The organism is Tamlana crocina, from assembly GCA_040429635.1.
GTDB classification, from domain to species: domain Bacteria; phylum Bacteroidota; class Bacteroidia; order Flavobacteriales; family Flavobacteriaceae; genus Flavisericum; species Flavisericum crocinum.
Genome location: CP158972.1, coordinates 1,331,681 through 1,353,549, shown reverse-complemented (window position 1 = coordinate 1,353,549; position 21,869 = coordinate 1,331,681). Strand labels below are relative to the sequence as shown.

Below are 21,869 nucleotides of genomic sequence, written 5' to 3'. Positions count from 1 at the left end.
TTATGGTTAAGACAGGTAAATATATAATCCTATAACGGCTGCCACCACAGCATAACCAACTGGTTTCAAGAATTTCCAAGGAGTAATATCCACTTGCTTGGAATACTCTTGTAAATAATCTGTTTCCCTAGGGTAAAACTTGCTTACCACAAACATGATAATTACAACAAGTACAAACAGAGCGCCCATTAAGTGAAGGAAGTGCGGAAAATAGGCTCCAGACTCAATGCACATTGGACGTACTACGTACAACAGCAACAAGTAAACAATGGCACTGAATAAAATCGCAATATTGGCTGCCTTACTAGATACGCGTTTTGTAAATATCCCCACAACCACAATCGCTAAAATAGGAACACTGTGCGTACCGTTAAGTTCCTGTAAATACGTAAACACACCGCCTTGTACGCCATATAAGAGTGGTGCAATGGCCATAGAGAACAACGCCAAAACAATACCAAATGTTTTACCGGCTTTTACCACTTGCTTTTCAGTAGCATCTTTATTGATGTATTCTTTGTAAAAATCCAGACCGAATAATGTTACCGAACTGTTCAGGGCACTGTTGAAAGAACTCAAAATAGCACCGAACAATACAGCAGCAAAAAAGCCAATAAATGCCATTGGCAATACGGCTTTAACCACCATGGGATAGGCTTCATCGGCATTTGCCAAATCGCCATTAAAAAGATAAAATGCAATGATACCAGGAAGCACAACAATAAATGGTCCCAAAATTTTAATGAAAGCGGCTAAAAGTAATCCTTTTTGGCCTTCCTTTAAATTTTTGGCTCCAAGTGCTCTTTGGATAATCGCTTGGTTGGTTCCCCAATAATAAAAGTTAACGATCATCATTCCAGTAAACAACGTTAGAAACGGCACATCGGAATCTGGCCCTCCAATAATGTCGAACTTTTCGGGCAATGCAGTTGTCAAGGCTTTTAGACCTTTAAACACGTTTCCGTCTCCTATTTTCATCAAACCGAAAATTGGAATCAGTGAACCTCCCACAATCAAACCTACAGCATTAATGGAATCGGAAACGGCAACGGCCTTCAATCCTCCAAAAATCGCATAGATACTACCAATAATTCCAATGGACCAAACGGTTATCCAAAGTGTTGCTTTTGGCCCTGTGCCCAACATTTCTGGAATATCGAACATGGTATTAATGGCCAATGCTCCAGAGTACAAAACAGTCGGTAACATGGAGATGGCATACCCCAATAAGAACAATAGCGATACTATGGTTTTGGTTGATTTGCCGTATCTGTCTTCCAAAAACTGAGGAACGGTAGCAATACCACTCTTTAGGTATTTTGGCAACAGTACAAAGGCAGTAAACACCATAGCTATTGCGGCCAAAACCTCGTAGGCCATAATAGGTATTCCGTCCCTAAACGATACACCGTTCATCCCTACAATTTGTTCGGTTGATAGGTTGGTAAGCAACAAAGAACCTGCGATAACGGGACCTGTTAAGCTTCTTCCTCCTAAAAAATAGCCATCGGAAGATGTTTCATCTGTCTTTTTTGTGGACCACCATGCTATTACGGCAACCAAAAGTGTAAAGGCTGTAAAAGATATCAATCCCATAATTTAATTCAGTTTAGTTAGTAATTTTTTAAAATCGGCTCACAAGATACATTTATTCTTCTTTTTTCACAGAAAATTTGAATGAAGTTTTTGATGTATAGGTTTCTCCAGGTTTTAAAACCACTGAAGGAAAGTCTTTTTGGTTTGGCGAATCTGGGAAATGTTGGGTTTCAAAACAAAACCCTGAACGCTTGGCATATACTCCTCCGCTTGGAGTGGACAAAGTTCCGTCCAAGAAATTCCCCGTGTAAAACTGCATACCCGGTTCGGTTGAAAAAACCTCCATAAAACGGCCACTTTCTTTATCGAAAGCTGACGCCGACAAACGCAAATTTCCTTTTTCTCCATTTAAAACCCAACAATGGTCGTACCCATTGCCAAGTTCCAATTGCTCGTTTTCGGCATTTATTTCTTTTCCAACGGTTTTTGCTGAATTAAAATCGAACGGCGTACCCGCTACTTTTCTAATTTCTCCAGTAGGAATCAAAGTGCCATCAACCGGCAAAAACGCACCGGCATTAATAGCTACCTCATGGTTTAAAATATCTTTACTGAAATCTCCAGTAAGGTTGAAATAAGCATGCTGCGTTAAGTTGATTACCGTAGCTTTATCGGTTGTTGCACTGTAATCCACTTCCAAAGTATTATCGTTGGTTAAGGTGTAAACTACGGTAACGTTCAGGTTTCCGGGGTAGCCTTCCTCCACATCTGCACTTAAATAAGTTAATTTTAACGCTGGTCTTTCACCTCCTTCAATAGGTTCAGCCGACCAAACTACACGGTCGAATCCCTTTAATCCTCCATGTAAATGATTCGGTCCATTATTCGTTGCCAAACTGTATACTTCTCCATTTAATGAGAATTTACCTTTTGCGATACGGTTTCCAAAACGGCCGATAAGCGCACCGAAATACGGATTATCTCCTAAATAACCATCTAAATTATTAAAGCCCAAGACCACGTTTTCGGATTCGCCATCTTTATTAGGCACTTTTAAGGAGGTTATTCTTCCGCCATAGGTAATCACTTCCATTTCAACGCCATTGGCATTTTTTAGCACATATTGTTCTACGATGGTGCCATCTGGCATTTTTCCGTATTCGGATTTGGTAATTGCTGATGTCTTTTCTGCTGGAACGTCCATAGTTTCGCTCTGATTTTCTTTTTTTAATGTTTTACAATAGGTAATTAGACCTATAAATGCGAGGAGCAAAATACTAAAAAAAGAACGTTTTAAAACTTTCATGACGGCTATTTGTTCTGTTTGATTTATTTAGGTTAAACTTATATCAAGTTGAGTCTTGTATCATTTATAACCATTCGCTTTTCTGACATAAGACCGAACTCATTGACGTACATCATTGAAACATATAATAAGCTGCATAAGTAAGCCATCTACAATGCTCGCTTTTAAAATTAATTCGGTAAGAACCTTTTATTGAATATTATTTTCCAATCTGGGCACCTGCCCTTTTAGTTCTGTCTAAGTTAATTTGGCTACTTCGTGGCTCTCAATTTTGATAAATGGGTACTATCTTGCTTTACCCCATCTTTATAATAGGAGTACTCACCATGGGTAAATGTAAGTGCAATTTTTTCGATTCTTCAGCACTATATCTGTAAGACATTGAAGCCCTTAAAAGACACATCATATTTTAATGTTACCAATATAACCTCCAATGAGTTACCGATATACATACTGCAAAATCCTAATTAAAGCGCTATATTCATGTAATCGATTACCAGAAATGTAACAGTTAAGTTTTATTCGCCATGCAAACCTTTTTTAAAAAAGCCTATTTTTGCAAAACGATTTGACTTCTTATGAGCAAAAAAACCACCATTTACGACATAGCAAAAAAACTAAATATTACTGCAGCAACCGTTTCCAGAGCATTAAACAACAACCCTAAAATAAGTGAAGCCACAAGAGCACTGGTGTTAAAAACAGCGGCCAAAATGAACTACGAGCAAAATAAATTAGCTCTAGCTTTAAAAAGCGGTAAAAGTTTTAATGTGGGCGTAATTGTTCCGCGTATCGACTCTAATTTCTTTGCCTCGGTTATCCGTGGTATTGAGGAAGAGTTGCATCCTGAAGGATATCATGTTATAATTTGCCAAACCCACGATCAGAAAAGTCTGGAATTAACAAATGTTAACTCCCTGTTAAATGCTCAAGTTGATGGTGTCCTTATGTCCATTTCTAACGCAAACGATCCTGATAAGCCAGAAAACAAAAAAGATCTTAATTCTGCTGAAAATGATATTTTTAATAATATACTTAAAAAGAACGTTCCACTGATATTTTTTGATAGAAAAAAGGATATAAAAGGAGTAAGTTCTGTGATTATTGATGACTTTAAAGGCGCTTATGATGCCACACAACATTTAATAGACCAAGGCAAGAAACGTATAGCTCACCTTTCCAACAACCGAGAAATTGGTATTTTCAACAACCGCTACTTAGGCTATAAACAAGCGCTTTTGGATAACGGAATTGAATTCGACGAAAATTTGGTGATTAAATGTTTTAGTAAAGTTGATGAAGGCCGAAAAGTAGCCAAAAAGCTTCTAGAAATGAAAGAACCGCCCGATGCCATTTTCTCTGTAAGTGATTTTTCAGCGTTGGGAGCCATTCAGGAAATTTTGGAGCAGGGCTATAAAATACCTGAAGATATAAGTGTGGTTGGTTTTAGTAATGAGCCATTTACCAAATTTATGGAACTTTCAATTTCTTCAGTAGATCAATCACCAACCGAAATGGGACGAATTGTCGCCAAAGTATTTTTGGAAGAAGTAAATAACGACAGTAAAATTAAATCTGAAAAGCATGTAGTACTGAGTCCAGAATTGATGATTAGGAAATCTTCCCTTTCACCGGCAGTAACAGCGTAAATCCCTATTCAATTACATAGAAGCAAAAAACCAAGATCATTACTAATCTTGGTTTTATATTTACATTAGTTTTTTCTTTTTAAAACTATTAAAGCGATACGCCTCTTTTCCAAGGAATAAAGTCGTCCTGGCTCAACAGTTTGGCTTTGGTTTTTATTCTTCCGCTAGCCACCTCGATAATGAAATCCAGCATTTCCTCAGCCATTTCATCAATCGTTTTTTCGCCACGGATAACCGCTCCGGTTTCAATATCTATAATATCAAACATTTTTTCCTTTAGTTCGGTATTAGATGACACCTTAATAATCGGTGCAATAGGATTTCCTGTTGGCGTTCCCAAACCCGTTGTAAACAACACTACGTTTGCGCCAGACCCCACTAAACCTGTTGTACTCTCTACATCGTTTCCAGGAGTACACAATAAGTTCAACCCAGGTTTGTGAATATATTCGGCGTAATCTAAAACACTAACAACGGGCGAAGTGCCTCCTTTTTTTGCTGCTCCGGCCGATTTCATGGCATCGGTAATCAATCCGTCCTTTATGTTTCCTGGCGACGGATTCATATCGAAACCTGAACCTGCAGCGACAACCGATTTTTCATAAGACTTCATCAGTTCTAAAAACTTCTCGCCATCTTTCTCATCAACACATCGGTTAACCAATTCTTGCTCCACCCCGCATAATTCTGGGAATTCGGCTAAAACAGCTGTTCCTTTTAAAGCCACCAATAAGTCTGAAACCGCTCCCAAAGTCGGGTTTGCAGAAATACCTGAAAAACCATCAGAACCTCCACATTCCAAACCTACCTTTAATTTTGATAATGGTGCTGGTTTACGTTGTATGTTGTTGGCTTCTTTCATCGCTAGGAACGAATCTTTAACGATTATTGATAGCATTTCATCTACCGTCCCCATTTGTTGCTGTTCGTATATTAAAACAGGCTTATTCAGATTAGGGTTAATGGCATCTAAAGCATCTTTAAAAATACTTATTTGTAAATTTTGGCATCCTAAACTTAGTACTGTCGCACCCGCTACGTTAGGGTTGTTAACATAACCGGCCAAAAGTTTGGCCAACACTTCTGAATCTTGACGGATACCACCGCATCCTCCGGGGTGGGTAATAAATTTTACGTCCAGGTTTTCAAAAACGTCTTTCGGTTCTTCAACAACCTCAACATCATCTCCGCCGCTTACCAATGAACGTAACAACATTTGATGCGGATTCACTTTTTTCTTTAAAAGCTCTCTTTCAAATATTTCCTTTAGTTTTTCAATATTCTTGTTTTCGCAGAATACCAATGGGAAAAACAACCAAACGTTCTCGGTTCCTACTTGTCCGTCTTCCCTATGGTAGCCCATAAAGGTACGGTCTTTCCACTTATCAACATTTGGTGGCGTCCAGCTAAAGGATTCGGTTTTCTCGAAAACCTTTTCAATTTGGTGCTTTACGTTTTCGGTAGTCAACACGTCGCCTTTTTCAATAACACCGTTTGCCGAACCAACCAACACACCGTACATGATAATACGGGCGCCCGATTCAAATTTTTCCAAAGCTATTTTGTGCTTCGATTTAACATCGGAAAGAATCTTTATATCCTCGCCCTCAAAGGGTATTACTTCACCAGCCTTCAAATTCACCAAAGCAACGGCAACGTTATCGGATGAATTTACTTTTATAAGTTTCTTTTGCATCCTGTAAATGGATTAAATTTATTTTTTTAGTATGTTTTACTGTAGTTAGCAAAACCTTCCTCTACTCCATTAGCTTCAATTTCTTTTAAAGCCAAGGCTACTGCGCTGGTTAATTTTTCAACTTTTGTTAAATCTCCACCCCAGTATTCTTCTATACTCAAGGCTTCTTTGGCTACTTTTTCGTAGTCGTTAGATTCCCAAATTTTTGCAAAATTGGCTACAATATCGTCGCCATCCTGTACTGGAAGGCTCCCTCCTTTCCAAGTCCCTTTATAAAATCTAATCAAGCAGGCAAACGCAAAGGTTAAGTTTGTTGGTAATTTACCGTGCACATCAATATAGCCCAATAAACTTGGCAACACTCTAACTTTGAATTTTGAAATGGAGTTTAAGGCAATACTTGATAAGTTATGAATAATAAATGGGTTTCTAAAACGGTCGAAAATTTCATCTGCGAAGCTGTTCAACTCCTCACGGTCCATTTCCAATGTATCGATAATTTCGTTAAAAACGGCTTCGTTGATAAACTTCCCTGTAAACTCATTATCAACAGATTGTTTCACCGTTTTGTTTCCGTAAAGCAACGAAAAAGGCACCATAGCGGTATGCGCACCGTTAAGAATACGCACCTTTCTAGTACGGTACGGCTGCATATCATCAACAATTTTAACGTCCAAATCGGTTTTATGGAATGGTAATTTGGCTTTCAGGTCGTCACCACCTTCAATAACCCATAAAAGGAATGCTTCGGCTGCTACTATTAAACTATCTTGATAATCTAGCTGAGCATTATAAGATTCTATCTCATCTTTTGGGTAGCCCGGTACAATTCTATCGACCAAAGTGCTGTGGAAACTGTTGTGATTTAACAACCATGCTTTAAAGCCATTACTTAAATTGTAATCGATTACATGTTTTAATAAAATTTCTTTTAAAGTTTCCGAATTATAGTTAATCAATTCACACGGAATGATAGTTAATCCTTTGTTTGGATCGCCATTAAAATGTTTGAACCTTTCGTGCAAAAACAAAGTTAATTTTGCAGGAAAGGAACTTGGCGGTTGCATATCTAGCGTATCGGAAGCCACGTAAGCAATACCAGCTTCAGTAGTGTTCGAAATAACAAACTCCAAAGACTCTTCTTTTGCTAAACTTAAATAATCGTTAAAGTTGGCATAAGGATCTACTCCCTTCACAATATTGTCAATCAATTCAACTTCTTGTATTTCCTCCCCTTTTTTCACACCTTTCATAAAAAGGGTGTAAAGCCCGTCCTGATCGTTAAGCATTTTAACCAAACCCTTGCCTATGGGCTGTACTACGGCTATGCCGGCATTAAAATCGGCCTTGTTATTTAATTCGTGAAAGGCGTAACCTATAAACGCCCTTAAGAAATTACCCTCACCAAACTGCACTATTTTTATTGGACGTTTTTCTTCCAGTCCAACATTTGCTCTATTTAACTTTTTCATTTTAATTTATGTTGAAACACTTTTTTAGTCTATTAAACCAAATACTCTAGGTAACCATAAACTTAATTCTGGGAAATACGTTACCAAGAACAACGCCAGTACCATGGCCAAAAACAATGGTAAAAGCGGCTTTACTACTTTTTCTATCGTGGTATTGGCCACACCAACTCCAACAAATAATACCGAGCCTACCGGTGGTGTACAGAGGCCGATACATAGGTTGAGTACCATAATGATTCCGAAGTGGATGGGATCCATACCCAACTCGGTTACCACAGGTAGAAATATGGGGGTAAAAATTAATACGGCCGGCGTCATATCCATAAATATACCAACGAATAGCAATAATAAGTTGATAATCAACAAAATCACTATTTCGTTTTCACTGATACCCAATAATACTGTACTGATACTTTGTGGAATACTTTCATAAGACATTACCCATGACATACTCATCGAGGCTCCAATCAACAGCATTACAATAGCCGTTGTAGCAGACGATTCCAGTAAAATTTCCGGCAATGTTTTAAAGGAAATTTCTTTGTAAACAAAACCGAGAACCAAAGTGTAAAGTACAGCGATGGCTGAAGCTTCGGTTGCGGTAAAAATTCCTGATACAATTCCTCCTATTACTACTACTAATAAAAATAAACTTGGTAAGGCATCGATAAAGGTTTTTACAACATCTTTAAATTTGCTGCGTTCGCCCAACTTATATTTTTTCTTTTTAGCCCAAAACATGGCCACAAGCATCAAAAACAATCCAGTTAAAATACCCGGAATGTAACCTGCCAAGAACAATGCTGCAATAGACACACCGCCACTAGCCAATGAATAAACAATCAATACGTTACTCGGCGGAATAATCAAACCTGTCGTTGCCGATGTAATATTTACGGCAGCTCCAAATTCCTTTGAATATCCTTCTTTTTCCATTTCTGGACCTAAAATACTTCCCATGGCCGATGCCGATGCCATAGCCGATCCTGCAATCGCACCCATTAACATGGCACCAATCACGTTGATTAGAGCCAAGCCTCCCGGTAATGAGCCAACCAATGTTTTAGCAAATGCAATGAGCCGGTGTGCAATCCCCCCCTTATTCATGAGCTGTCCAGAGAGGACGAAAAAGGGTATGGCGAGAAGCGCAAAACTGTCGAGCCCCGTTCCCATTCGCTGCGATACGGTTGTAAATGCTGCCAACGGCGATATACTCACCAACATGGTCAATACTGCAGAAATGGCGATACTCCATGCTACGGGTGTTCCTATAGCCAATAGGAATAAAAAACTAATTACTAATACAAGTACTGGTATATATTCCATAATTTATTTTTTTATAAGATCTAAAGTTTTGTAAAAAATGATTAACAGTCCACTAATGGGAATGGCTAAATACACCAATGCCATAGGGATTTGTAAAGCTGCTGAAGTTTGCCCCAGTAAATAACTGATATAAACCAGTCTGAATCCGCCAACAACCAATGCTAAAAATGAGAAGATGATAATAATGACATATACCAATTTTAAAATCTTCTTTTGCATAGGGCCACTTGCTTTTGATGGCAATACATCAATAGCCACGTGCATATTGCGGCCCGATACATAAGCGGCCCCCAATACACCAATCCAAATCATTAAATACCTTGCCAATTCATCTGTAAATGAACTTGGCGTTCCCATTACAAACCTTGTAAATACTTGCCACAGTACATTAATAACCATAATGGCCATTATGACTACAAGTACTTTTCCCAAAATCTTGTCTACTTTTTCTCGAAGTTTCATTTATATTAATTTAATCTTGTAAAAGAAATGCTTACGGTCTTTCTTTATTTTAGTTGTTGGATGTCTTGAATTAATTTATTTATCACAGGGTTGTCCTTATACCCGTCATAAACACTCTGTACTCTTTCCTTAAATAAGGTTTTATCAGGTCTAATAATTTCAACACCTGCCTTTTCTACCTCTGCTAAAGCTTCGGCTTCCGCCTCGGCCCAAAGTTTCCTTTGGAAAGTAACCGATTTATCTACCGATGCCTGCAACCACTCCCGCTCTTGTTTAGAAAGCTTGTTCCAGGTACTGGTACCTATTACCAAAACGTCAGGTAAAACGGTATGTTCATTAAGGGTATAAAATTTACAAACTTCGTAGTGTCTCGATAAATAAAAACTTGGTGGGTTATTTTCTGCACCATCAACCACACCTTGTTGTAAAGACGTGTACAATTCGCCCCAAGAAATAGGCGTTGGCGACCCACCTAAACTTTTAACCATATCAATAGCCGTTACACTTTCCATCACCCTAAGTTTTAGTCCTTTTAGGTCTTCGGGAGTATGTACCGCTCTATCCTTTGTATAAAAACTTCTACTGCCCGCATCATAATAGGCCATTCCCTTAAGCCAGTATTTTTCACCGTCGTCCAAAATTTCCTTTCCTATGTAACTGTCTAAAACATCAAACGAATGTTGCCTATCCCTAAACAAAAAGGGCACCCCAAATACTTTCATCTTAGGGGCGAAATTTTCCATTACCCCAACAGAAACCTTGGTCATATCCAAACTTCCTATTTGGAGCAATTCCAGGCATTCTCGTTCTGTTCCTAATTGCTGACTGGGGTAAATTTGAAGGTTCATTTTTCCGCCAGAGCGTTTTTCTAAATCCTTACCCATTTCAACCATCGCTTGATGTACCGAGTGCTTGGTATCTAAACCGTGGGCAATTTTTATCACTCTGGTATTACTCATTTCGCCACAGCTGGACAACAATACGACGAGCAAAAGCGAAAAGACTTTTAGGTTTTTAATCATCTTATTTTAAAGTTTTTTAGGTTTAGTGGTCTGTCTTTATTAAAGAATCAAACCTGCTATTGGACAAAAATAACAGGTTTACTGATAAAATTTAAAAATCGAAATAATTCTTGGCATTAAAATAACTGATATCCGAAACCATTTTTCCAATCCACTGCATTTCTTCTTTCGGCAGTTCCCCTCTTTGGATTTCATCGCCTAAAAGGTTACAAAGAATTCTTCGGAAATACTCATGCCTTGGGAACGACAGGAAACTTCTGGAATCGGTTAACATACCAACAAAACAACTGATAAGCCCCATGTTTGATAGGGCATTCATTTGTTTGGTCATTCCATCTTTTTGATCTAAAAACCACCATCCGGAACCCCACTGAACTTTTCCTTTAATGCTACCATCGTTAAAGTTTCCAATCATGGTGGCCATAACTTCGTTATCTGCTGGATTAAGGTTGTATATTATCGTTTTGCAAAGCTTATCGTTACTATCAAGAACATTTAAAAAGGCTGAAAGCTTTTGTGCTTGCGGGTAGTCTCCAATAGAATCCCAACCTGTATCTGGCCCTAAAATGCGGTGCATACGGGCATTGTTATTTCTTAAAGCTCCAAGGTGGAATTGTTGCACCCAACCAAACTCATGGTAAGTTTCACATAAGAAAACCAATACGGCACTTTGGAATTTCTGGACTTCTTCATCAGAAACTTCTTTTCCTGAAAGCTTCTTTTTAATTATGGCATTCAATTCACTTTCGGTGTAGTCTTCAAAAAAGATATGCGATAATCCATGATCACACAAACGGCATCCGTTATCGTGGAAATGCTGTATACGATTTCTCAAAGCATCGCACAGGGTTGAAAACGAGCTCACTTCAATACCCGATACTTTTCCCAATGAAGCTAGATAATCGGTATAATCTTCAGCCGAAATCAAAATGGCCTTATCTGGTCTAAAAGCGGTACTCACTTTAACACCAAAATCTTCCTTGGCCAATTGTTGATGATATTCCAAAGTATCCAAAGGATCTTCAGTGGTACACACCAATTCGGCATTTACTTTTTTAAGCAAGCCCCTACAGCTATAGCCATCTGAATTCAATTTTTCTTGTGTAATATCCCAAATTTTTTCAGCCGATTTTTCATTCAACAAATCGGTGATTCCAAAATATCGGGTAAGCTCCATGTGAGTCCAATGATACAAAGGGTTACGCATAGTGTAAGGTACCGTTTTGGCCCAATTTAAAAACTTTTCCTTATCTGAAGCATTGCCTGTTATGAACCTTTCATTTACCCCTAAGGTTCGCATGGCTCGCCACTTGTAATGGTCGCCGTTGATCCAAACATCTGTAATATTGTTAAAAGCCTTGTCCTCTGCAATTTGCTGGGGCGGCAAATGGTTGTGGTAATCTATTATCGGTTGATTTTTAGAATAGTCGTGGTATAATTCTTCAGCGTATTTGCTTTCTAGCAAAAAATTATCGTGGATAAACGGCTTGCTCATTTTTTATATTAGTGTAATTAATTTGATTCTTTTATTTCGTATGTTCCATAGAAGCATTTGCCCCTAAGTGTTTCATTGTGCAACACTTAATTCGTAAACAACATTTTCTTTTCTAAACCTCCCTCATCAAATAGCCTGTTGATAATTTAAAAAAATTAATCGATTACGAAGAAAGTAAGTGATTCATATTTAAATATCTCAAATTTTTATATTTATCTTAGTTTGAACTATAGACAAATTAAAACCTCTTTATTTAAACGTTTAACCAGTTTTAAATAATCTCATTTCCGCAAAGATAAAAGCCTAAGTAATAATAGCAAAAACCTAACTGCCAATTACATTTTAAAAACTTCGAATATAAAGCATATTTTCCGATTTTAAACAGGAAAAGATAACCTTTTTCAATGAATGTGCCTGAAACTTTATCTAAATGGATAACCACTCATCTCACGCTTATAAATCCATCCTTGTTAAAAGACAAAAATACCGATTAATAATTTTCCCTAATTTAAAAAATTAACCCAACAATTATTTCACAAACTAAAAATTCGCCCCTTAAGCCCGATTTAAAGCATCTAAATTAACCTCTTCATTAGTCACAACATAAGCCACAAAACTCTTGTTACATTCCAAAAACATTGAAGCTACATTATTTTCATAATTCTTCCCTCAGTTTTTTTTAGAATAATTGTAATCCTTAAAACTAAGCTATTTTAACAGTAGTGTAAAATTACTTTTAATGCATTTTGTCGATTATTTTTGCGTTTCATAGAGTTTTAACATACATTTGACCATGAATATTTTAGCCCCAAACTAAAATTGATCAACCTAATTATGAAAGTGCCCAACTACCATTTGAAGGCAGCTGTATCTTTTTTGCTGTATTTATCTTTAGCATTTACACCGCTTAAAGGCTTTACTAGCTCTATATACAGGAATATTGCAATGGCCTTATCAAGCGCTCCCGAGATAAATATTACGGGAAACACTAACACTATTATTGGCAACGGCAGCAACACCCCCATTTTAACGGACAATACCGATTTCGGAAAAGTTCAAATTGTATCTGAAACCGTTACGAAAACGTTCGTTATTGAAAATACCGGAGCGGCCAATCTAACTCTTGGCGATATATTACTTTCCGGCACTACAGATTTCTCAATAATCAGCAAACCGGCAAACGGTACTGTAATTTCGGCTGGCAACTCCGAAAGCATCACCATTTCCTTTGCTACATCAACCGAAGGCACACAAACCACGGTACTAAGTATCGCTTCCGATGATTCAGACGAGGCCACTTACCAAATAAATCTCACCGCGGAAGGCGATAAAGTATTTTTTGACAGTGATAATGACGGGGTTTATGACGACGTTGATATTGACGATGACAACGACGGCATCATGGATTCGGACGAAGAAAACGCCTGTAGATTATCCAACGGCGCATGGCAAGCAGACTATAAATTTCTGAACGAAACTTTCGGCACAGGCACTGGACGAGGTACCGGAATAAGCTCGCTTTATACCGTGTCTACTTCCTATTGTTTAGAAGATGGCTCACCAGGGTCAAGCTGTTCTGGCTCAAATGCCGGTGTAGGCGATGGCGAATACACCGTTACAAGCTTTATCACTTCTGGTGTTTCCGGCGAAACCGTTGGTCCTAACGATGCCATTGCTTCATGGGCATGGTATGCTTGGGCGCCCATTGAGGATCATACCCCTGGAGATACCGATGGCAGAATGGCTGTTTTTAACGCCGATTACGATCCCGGTATTTTTTATGAAACCCAAATTACAGGCACATTAGCCAATGTACCCGTAACTTATAGTTTCTGGGTAATCAATATTGATAACGACGATTCTCGGTTTTCAGCCGGCGAGCTACCTAGAGGTAATCCCAATGTAACCGTAAACTTCCTAACTTTAGACCGAAGCACTGTAATTTCCACGTTTGACACTGGCGATATCACACGTTGCCCAGGAGCCATTAACGACCCTAACAACCCAGCTTACAACCCTTCCGACCCGTCGTTCAACACTTGTACGACCTCAGAATGGAAACAATTCACGGAAACCTTTTCCACTTCCGAAACCGCTTTTATTGTTCAGTTCGTTAACAACGCACCTGGTGGCGCTGGAAACGATTTGGCTATTGATGATATTGAAGTAAGACAAACCCTTTGCGACATGGACAGCGACGGGGTTGCCGATGTTTTCGATTTGGATTCTGACAACGATGGCATTCCCGATGTGGTTGAAGGCAACCCAACAAGCGCCAGTTTAAGCGAAGGCAAAGCCAGCCTTACCGGTGTGTCCTCGTGGGTGGATACCAATGGCAACGGTATGCATGATTTGGCAGAAGGCATTTCTCCCATAAATTCCGATACCGATTTAATTCCTGATTATTTGGATTTGGATTCTGATAACGACGGGCTATTCGATGTGGATGAATATGGTGCTGTGAGTTCCAGCGCCCCACCCCTTTTTCAAAATGGCGACGGAGACGTAACTGGTAATGGTGTTGGAGATGGAGCAGAAACCGAAGCCTTTAGGGAGAAAGATTCCGAAGGCGATGGTTCAATAGAATATTACGGTGACGGTATTTTAGACATTTTTGATTACCACAGCGACGCAGCCACCTATGCAGATGCTTATGGAAATATTGGGCAAGGCACCGGACCTTTGTATGCTTTGGATTCCGACGGAGATGGCACGCCAGACTACCGCGACCCCACAAATGGCACCACAAATGACATAGATACTGTTGAAATTTATGCGCACCTTCCCAACACGGCAGGGGTTTTAGATAACACCACCGATGCAGATGGTGATGGTATTGTAGCCTCGCGCGATGGCAACGATACTGTTTTTGGCTCACCTCGTAATTTAGATAACAGCTACAGCCTATATTTTGACGGTCGGAATGATTATGTTGAAGACACCAATGTCATTTCCTCAGGAAGCGCAACCATTATGGCTTTTATAAAATCTGACGGCACAAACACCGATGCTGACAACAGAGTTATTGCAGGGCAAAATGATTTTTACATCAGAATAAACGAGGCCGATAACTCGGTTACAGCAATTTCTGAAAGCGTTAGTTTATCCTCTACTACAAACATAACCGATGGTATTTGGACCCATGTGGCGGTGACTACCGAAACTGATGGCGATGTAGTACTTTTTATCAATGGTATTGAAGAAGCCCGAGACACCTCAAGCTTAGGCGGAATTACAGATGCCTCCAATTTTATGATTGGAAGAGCCACCACAGACAGCAATTATTTTAAGGGAGGAATTGACGAAGTTAGGGTTTTCAACAAAGCGCTGACCACTGAAGAACTTCAACGTATGGTTTACCAAGAACTTGACGATTCCAATAATTTCAACAGCGGAAAAATAATTCCAATCACTATTTGTGCTTCATTGGGCAGCAATCTTGTTAAATACTACAAAATGGATGGCTACCAAGATGACATTCTTGACGATAAAAAAACAGGGAGTATTGATGTTTCCGGAGCAAAAATGTACAATTTCAAAGACATTTATTTCCAAAAAGCTCCGCTGCCTTACGAAACGGTTGCCGACGGAAATTGGACGGACAGCTCCAATTGGTTATACGGTAGCGAATGGGATATTTCTACCAAATCCGATAACCCCGATGGCGCATCAATCGTTCATATAAAAAACAATATTATCCTTAACGGCACTTACGATGAGCAAGGCATGGTAGGATTGATCGTAGATTCGGGAAAGGAGTTTTCCATTGAAGCCGATAAAGGACTGTATAACGGTTGGTATTTGAAATTAGACGGCCTGATTGATTTAGAGGGCGAATCGCAACTTATCCAAACCGAAGGCAGTATTTTAGACGCTACCAGCGCAGGAAAAATTGAACGCGACCAACAAGGTACAAAAGATTACTTCACCTATAATTATTGGTCATCTCCGGTTGGGGTTAGCAATGCCTCCAGCAACAACAACAGCTATAAAATGACCGACAATATTTTTAAAAACGGCACACTGCCCACATCGCCAAGTAACATCACCTTTACCAGCTTTGGTTACAATGGCTGTGTTACTGGAAATGATATTACCATTGCAGATTATTGGATTTGGAAATACTCAAACTCCACCTACAACAACTATTACGCATGGCAACACGTTAGGCGAAATGGCACTATTTTACCCGGTGAAGGCTTTACCATGAAAGGCGTGGACAATACCAGCGGCAATATATCGCTGACCCAAAATTATGTTTTCGACGGAAAACCAAATAACGACGAGATTACCCTTCCACTAACAGTTAACAACGAATATTTAGTGGGCAACCCATACCCTTCAGCATTAGATGCCGATGAGTTTATTAGAGACAACATTAAAGACGGCGGCAACAACACCAATAATGTTATAAACGGCGCACTTTACTTTTGGGAGCACTTTGCCAGCAACACGCATTACCTGAAAGAATACCAAGGCGGCTATGGCATTTACACCCTAATGGGCAGCACCCCCGCCATAAACAGTGATACCAGAATAAATCACACTGGTGGGTTGACTAGTACGAAAGGGGCTCCCGAGCGCTACATCCCGGTTGGGCAAGGCTTTTTTGTTAGGGCTATTTTAGATCCCGAGCTTACCGGCGAAAGTAACGACCCGAACTTAACAAGCTCCATCGACGGCGGAAATATTGTATTTAAAAATAGCCAGCGAGTGTTTCAAACCGAAGCTTCAGGTTCGTCCATATTTTTAAAATCGAATGAAGCAAAAAGCAAAAAGAAAATAAACAACACTAATTTAGACACGAGACCTAAACTGAGATTGATGTTCGATTCCCCGAAAGGGTATCACCGCCAACTTTTAACCGGAGTTGATGAAAGTGCCACAAACCATTTCGATTTGGGCTACGATGCGCCATTAACCGAAGACAATGTTGAGGACATGTTTTGGCTAATCCACAATAAGGAATTTGTAATCCAAGCGGTAAATCATTTCGAAACCGACCAAAAATTACCGCTGGGTATAAAAATCAAAAAAGCGGGAATGGCCACTATCAGGATTGAAGCTTTAGAAAATATTACCAACAGCTTGATAATTTATCTACACGATAAAACCCTCGATGTATACCACAACCTTAAAATAAACGATTACAGCATCCATTTGGACCCAGGCACTTATTTAGACCGTTTTGAAATCACCTTTGGAAAAGAAGAAAGCTTGAATACGGAATACAACATTAGCGAAAACATCGGTGCTTATTTTTCCAACGAAAAGAACTGCATTATTGTAAACAACCCCGCTTCCATGTATATTGAATCTGTTGAACTACTCAACATCATTGGGCAGTCGGTATTTAAAACGTTGCCAAAAACTAACCAAAACAGCTTAGAATATTATAACCATTTAAAGCCTGGAAACTATATTTTAAGAGTAAGAACCAAGCATCGTAGCATGTCCAAAAAAGTGCGCGTAAAATAAACAGGGCACATTAAGATTATTTGGAGTTAGTCACCTAAAAAACTTCTTTTTACCCTTGTTTCAAGTCCTGAATTGACGTTCAGGACTTTTTTATGGTTGCTACTAAAGCCTCCAATGATACTTTTTCCTGCTCGCCAGACACCATGTTTTTAAGTGTATAGGTACTCGAATTGATTTCCTCTTCGCCCACCAAAACCACAAACGGAATGTTTCGCTTGTTGGCGTGATTCATCTGCTTTTTCATTTTGGCCGGATCAGGGTACAATTCGGCATTAATGCCCTGTTGGCGCAATTGCTTAATCGCTTTTAAACTGAACAACGCCTCCTTGTCACCAAAATTGATGAACAGGACCTCAACGTTTTTATTAACGGTTTCTGGAAAAAGCCCCAGTTCTTCAAGCACCAAATAAATGCGGTCCAAACCAAAACTAATACCCACACCGCTTACGTTTTTCATTCCGAAAATACCTGTTAAATCGTCGTAACGACCTCCTCCACCAATCGAGCCCATTTTTACGGACTTCGGCGCGGCTACCTCAAAAATGGCTCCGGTGTAATAATTCAGTCCGCGGGCCAAAGTGACATCCAGTTGCAAAGCTGCGGTTTTTAAACCCAATTCGGAAATGGCGTTATTGATGAAGTCGAGTTCGTCAATACCTTTTTTCCCTTCTTCGGAAGTGTTTAAAATATCTTTTAAACTTTCTATTTGCGATTCAAAAGAACCCGACAACGTGAATAGTGGCTGCAATTTAGAAATCCCTTCTTCTGAAATCCCTTTGGAAAGCATTTCTTCTTTTACCTTTTCCTCGCCAATTTTATCGAGCTTATCCAAAGCCACGGTAAAATCGATGAGTTTATCGGAAGCACCAATCACTTCAGCAATGCCCGACAATATTTTTCGGTTGTTGATTTTTATGGTAACGCCTTCCAATTTTAAGGCTGAAAAAACGGTGTCGTAAAGTTGGATGAATTCTACTTCCTGCCACAACGAATCGCTGCCCACCACATCGGCATCGCATTGGTAAAACTCCCTAAAACGTCCCTTTTGAGGCCTATCGGCACGCCAAACCGGTTGGATTTGGTAACGTTTAAACGGAAATTCAATCTCGTTTTGGTGTTGTACCACGTAACGCGCAAAAGGCACTGTGAGGTCGTAACGAAGGGCTTTTTCAGATAAATAAGTGTCCTTTATGTATTCTTTCACCAAGCTTTTGAAGTCCTCGATTTCACCATCAATATTATAAGTCCCGTCCTGCAAAGGATCAACTCCGCCTATTTTATTCTCTATAATTTCCTTTGTCAACTCCGGATAATCAATAGTTTTCAAAAAATCTCCTGAATTCAAAATCTTAAAAATCAAGCGATCCCCTTCGTCACCATATTTTCCCATTAGGGTTTCGGAGTTTTCAAAACTCGGCGTTTCAATGGGTTGAAATCCGAAGGTTTCAAACGCCCCACGAATAGTGTTGAAAATATAGTTACGTTTGGCAACCTGTTCTGGGTTAAAATCTCTCGTGCCTTTTGGGATGCTTGGTTTTTGGGCCATAATAATGCCTGCGCACGCAGGTATCTTTTTGTAATTAGAAAAATTTAAAGTGGATTCCTGCCTACGCAGGAATGACAGCATTCATGCAAAAATAATTAATGGATTTAAAAGTAATACAATATATTACTTTTTATCCCCAAATTTGAGTTGAAAAAAAACCACCTCGTCACTTCGTGACACTCCTCCTTCAAAAGGAGGAGAACTCCTTCCCTTTTAAGGGAAGGTGGATTTCGGTTTCAAAAAAAAAACGAAATCCGGAAGGGTTAAATCTCTAGTTTATCAACTCATTAAAATAATGGTACAGTTCACCTTTGGTAATCACGGAGCCTTGCTCAATCATTTTGAATTTATCGGCGTTCTTATCGTCGGTGTACTCTTTATCGGCTTGTAAAAACTCTACGCTTTCATCCAAAAGGTTTTCACGCAACCAATCGTAGCCTTCTTGGGTGGTGATATCGATGCCGTCTTTTGTAACGTTTACCACAATAGCGTGCATTTTATCTTCCCCCAAGCGGAACAAATACATGTGCTGCGGCGCAAAATTTTCTAAATATTCGGTTTGGTTTAAAACGCCCTCCCAAATTAAATCGCTGAACACATCCAGTTCGGTTTCGGCCAATTCGGGTTTATTGGCTTTTAGATTGGTCCACTCATCATGCGTAATGGACTGTGTGGCCAAAAAATTGATGAACTCTTGGTGCAGTTCTTCAAATTGTTCTTTTGTAAGTCTTCTGTATTTCATTTTTAATATGTCATAAAAAAAGCCCCAACGATGTTGAGGCTCCTTATTTTATTTCAAAATGGATTAAGCTTGCGCTATAACCTCAAAAGGAAAATCGAAAACTACTTCTCTGTGTAAACGCACTACAGCAGTGTACTGCCCTAAACGCTTAATGTTTCCTCCTGTAATTGTAACAAATTTTTTGTCAACTGAATGTCCAGCTTTTTCAAAAGCTTCAACTAAATCGGCCTTAGTCACAGAACCGAATAATTTATCACCGGCACTAGCACCTTCGGTAGCCTTTGCAGTAATTTTAATATCCAATCCTTTTATAGCTTCAGCAGTTTTCTTAGCCTCCTCTATCACTTTCTTTTCTTTAAAAGCTCTTTGCTTCAAGTTTTCTGCCAACACTTTTTTAGCAGAAGGCGTAGCTAAAATAGCTTGCCCTTGGGGAATTAAAAAGTTTCTACCATAACCGCTCTTAACTGTTACAACATCGTCTTTAAATCCTAAATTTTCAACGTCTTGTTTTAATATAAGTTCCATCGTTATGTGTATTTTATTTTAATAAATCTGCTACGTATGGCATTAAAGCTAAGTGACGTGCTCTTTTTACGGCAACAGACACTTTTCTTTGGTACTTTAATGACGTTCCTGTTAAACGACGAGGTAAAATTTTACCTTGCTCGTTTACAAACTTCAATAAGAAATCTGGATCTTTGTAATCAATGTACTTGATACCAGATTTTTTGAAACGACAGTATTTTTTTTGCTTATTAGTTTCAATGTTAAGCGGAGTTAAATACCTGATTTCTCCGTCTTTTTTACCTTTTGATTGTTGTTCTATTGATGACATAATTAAGCTTTTACTTTAAGTTTTTCTCTTCTTCTTTCTGCCCAAGCTACAGCGTGCTTATCTAACTTTACAGTTAGGTAACGCATAAAACGCTCATCACGTCTAAATTCTAGCTCTAATCCATTAATTACTTCACCATCTACGGTGTACTCAAATAAATGGTAAAAACCACTCTTTTTGTTCTGGATTGGGTAAGCTAATTTTTTAAGCCCCCAGTCTTCTTTTGATACCATCTTTGCACCGTTAGAAACAAGAAAATCTTCGTATTTCTTTACTGTTTCCTTTATCTGCTCTTCAGATAAAACGGGATTCAAGATGAAAACAGTTTCATAATGATTCATAAAAATCGTTTTTTATTGTTAAAAATTGGCTGCAAAAATAAATAAATTCTATATATTACACAACTATAACTTATTCTATTTTACACACAGAAATCTGCCCTGAAATAGTGTTAAAAAAAAGTTAAAACATGTATTTTAACGATGTTTTTTGGTTTTTAACCGAATTATTCGTACTATTGTCGATATCTTAACCGAAATAATATAAAATGTTATGACTTTAAACTGTGTAGTAGTAGACGATTCAGCAATACAACGTCTCTCCATCGTTAAGTTGGTAGAAAATCATCCTTCACTTAACCTAATTGCAGAGTACAGTAGTGCCCTTGAAACAAAAAATGGTTTAAACACGCACCAAGTAGACCTAATCTTCTTAGACATTGAAATGCCAGTGTTAAACGGATTTGAACTTTTGGACGTATTAAACAACAAGCCCCAAATTATTTTTGTAACCGGTAAAACCGAATATGCTTTTAAAGCGTTTAATTACGATGCCACCGATTATTTACACAAACCCATCACCAGAGAACGTTTTAATACTTCTGTTGAAAAAGCTTTGGAACAACATAGATTGACCCAAGACTTTAACGAAGAAGATGGCGAACATATTTTTGTCAAAAGTAATCTAAAAAAACGTAAAGTTTACATTAAGGACATTAAATGGATCGAGGCCCTTGGTGATTACGTAAAATTGGTTACCGAAGAAAACAGCTTGGTAGTACTTTCTACAATGAAAGCTTTTGAAGCCGAATTGCCAGAAGGTAAATTTTTAAGAATCCACAAAAGTTACATTGTAAACCTTGATAAGATTGACCGATTTAACAGTAAAAATGTTGAAGTAGGCGCTTATGAAATTCCATTAAGTCGAAACAAGAAAACCCAGTTGGTTGACGCGTTGAATAATATTTAGAAGCGTAACCCCTGTAGGCTACCCCCATAGCTAACCGTTTGTTTTTCAGCTTCCAT

16 protein-coding genes are annotated in these 21,869 nt (G+C 38.7%); 3 read left to right on the top strand and 13 right to left on the bottom strand.

Annotation, left to right across the window (positions count from 1 at the left end):
• Positions 1-6: 6 nt before the first annotated feature.
• Together ABI125_06080 and ABI125_06075 are read right to left on the bottom strand one after the other, a co-directional pair.
• Positions 7-1,596 carry a solute:sodium symporter family transporter gene (locus ABI125_06080; GenBank protein XCF07421.1) on the bottom strand — a complete coding sequence of 530 codons (1,590 nt, stop codon included), beginning with the start codon at positions 1,594-1,596 and terminating at the stop codon, positions 7-9.
• 52 nt (positions 1,597-1,648) lie between these two features.
• On the bottom strand, positions 1,649-2,842 hold the full coding sequence (locus ABI125_06075; protein ID XCF07420.1) for an aldose epimerase family protein: 1,194 nt from the start codon (positions 2,840-2,842) through the stop codon (positions 1,649-1,651).
• A 578-nt stretch (positions 2,843-3,420) separates the two neighbouring features.
• On the opposite strand from ABI125_06075, the gene ABI125_06070 reads away from it, so the two are divergent.
• Complete coding sequence (locus ABI125_06070; GenBank protein ID XCF07419.1) at positions 3,421-4,491, top strand: LacI family DNA-binding transcriptional regulator; 1,071 nt, start codon at positions 3,421-3,423, stop codon at positions 4,489-4,491.
• Positions 4,492-4,579: 88 nt separating this feature from the next.
• Here the strand turns inward: ABI125_06070 and ABI125_06065 are convergent, their stop codons facing one another.
• From ABI125_06065 to uxaC, 6 genes are all read right to left on the bottom strand, one after another.
• Positions 4,580-6,187: an altronate dehydratase family protein gene (locus tag ABI125_06065; protein XCF07418.1), complete on the bottom strand. Its 1,608-nt coding sequence runs from the start codon at positions 6,185-6,187 to the stop codon at positions 4,580-4,582.
• A 26-nt stretch (positions 6,188-6,213) separates the two neighbouring features.
• Entirely contained in the window at positions 6,214-7,659 is a 1,446-nt protein-coding gene (locus ABI125_06060; protein XCF07417.1) for a tagaturonate reductase, read from the bottom strand.
• 24 nt (positions 7,660-7,683) lie between these two features.
• On the bottom strand, positions 7,684-8,985 hold the full coding sequence (locus ABI125_06055; protein XCF07416.1) for a TRAP transporter large permease: 1,302 nt from the start codon (positions 8,983-8,985) through the stop codon (positions 7,684-7,686).
• Between the two features lie 3 nt (positions 8,986-8,988).
• Positions 8,989-9,447 (bottom strand): TRAP transporter small permease, encoded by a 459-nt coding sequence (locus ABI125_06050; protein XCF07415.1) that lies wholly within the window; start codon positions 9,445-9,447, stop codon positions 8,989-8,991.
• Between the two features lie 44 nt (positions 9,448-9,491).
• The gene (locus tag ABI125_06045) at positions 9,492-10,469 is read right to left on the bottom strand and encodes a TRAP transporter substrate-binding protein (GenBank protein ID XCF07414.1); all 978 of its coding nucleotides are present in this window, start codon (positions 10,467-10,469) and stop codon (positions 9,492-9,494) included.
• A gap of 91 nt (positions 10,470-10,560) precedes the next feature.
• Positions 10,561-11,964, bottom strand: a complete 1,404-nt coding sequence (gene uxaC / locus ABI125_06040; GenBank protein ID XCF07413.1) for a glucuronate isomerase — start codon at positions 11,962-11,964, stop codon at positions 10,561-10,563.
• Between the two features lie 834 nt (positions 11,965-12,798).
• Between uxaC and ABI125_06035 the strand changes: the two genes are divergently transcribed.
• Positions 12,799-17,442 carry a LamG-like jellyroll fold domain-containing protein gene (locus tag ABI125_06035; GenBank protein ID XCF07412.1) on the top strand — a complete coding sequence of 1,548 codons (4,644 nt, stop codon included), beginning with the start codon at positions 12,799-12,801 and terminating at the stop codon, positions 17,440-17,442.
• Positions 17,443-17,521: 79 nt separating this feature from the next.
• On the opposite strand, the gene hisS is transcribed toward ABI125_06035, so the two are convergent.
• The 5 genes from hisS to rpsF form a co-directional block, all read right to left on the bottom strand.
• Positions 17,522-18,988 carry a histidine--tRNA ligase gene (hisS, locus tag ABI125_06030; protein ID XCF07411.1) on the bottom strand — a complete coding sequence of 489 codons (1,467 nt, stop codon included), beginning with the start codon at positions 18,986-18,988 and terminating at the stop codon, positions 17,522-17,524.
• 271 nt (positions 18,989-19,259) lie between these two features.
• The gene (locus ABI125_06025) at positions 19,260-19,730 is read right to left on the bottom strand and encodes a DUF6495 family protein (protein ID XCF07410.1); all 471 of its coding nucleotides are present in this window, start codon (positions 19,728-19,730) and stop codon (positions 19,260-19,262) included.
• Positions 19,731-19,793: 63 nt separating this feature from the next.
• Complete coding sequence (rplI, locus tag ABI125_06020) at positions 19,794-20,255, bottom strand: 50S ribosomal protein L9 (GenBank protein XCF07409.1); 462 nt, start codon at positions 20,253-20,255, stop codon at positions 19,794-19,796.
• 13 nt (positions 20,256-20,268) lie between these two features.
• Positions 20,269-20,565: a 30S ribosomal protein S18 gene (gene rpsR / locus ABI125_06015; protein ID XCF07408.1), complete on the bottom strand. Its 297-nt coding sequence runs from the start codon at positions 20,563-20,565 to the stop codon at positions 20,269-20,271.
• Between the two features lie 2 nt (positions 20,566-20,567).
• The gene (gene rpsF / locus ABI125_06010) at positions 20,568-20,906 is read right to left on the bottom strand and encodes a 30S ribosomal protein S6 (protein XCF07407.1); all 339 of its coding nucleotides are present in this window, start codon (positions 20,904-20,906) and stop codon (positions 20,568-20,570) included.
• A 211-nt stretch (positions 20,907-21,117) separates the two neighbouring features.
• On the opposite strand from rpsF, the gene ABI125_06005 reads away from it, so the two are divergent.
• Positions 21,118-21,813, top strand: coding sequence for a LytTR family DNA-binding domain-containing protein (locus ABI125_06005; GenBank protein ID XCF07406.1), 696 nt, complete (start codon positions 21,118-21,120; stop codon positions 21,811-21,813).
• Positions 21,814-21,869: the final 56 nt, after the last annotated feature.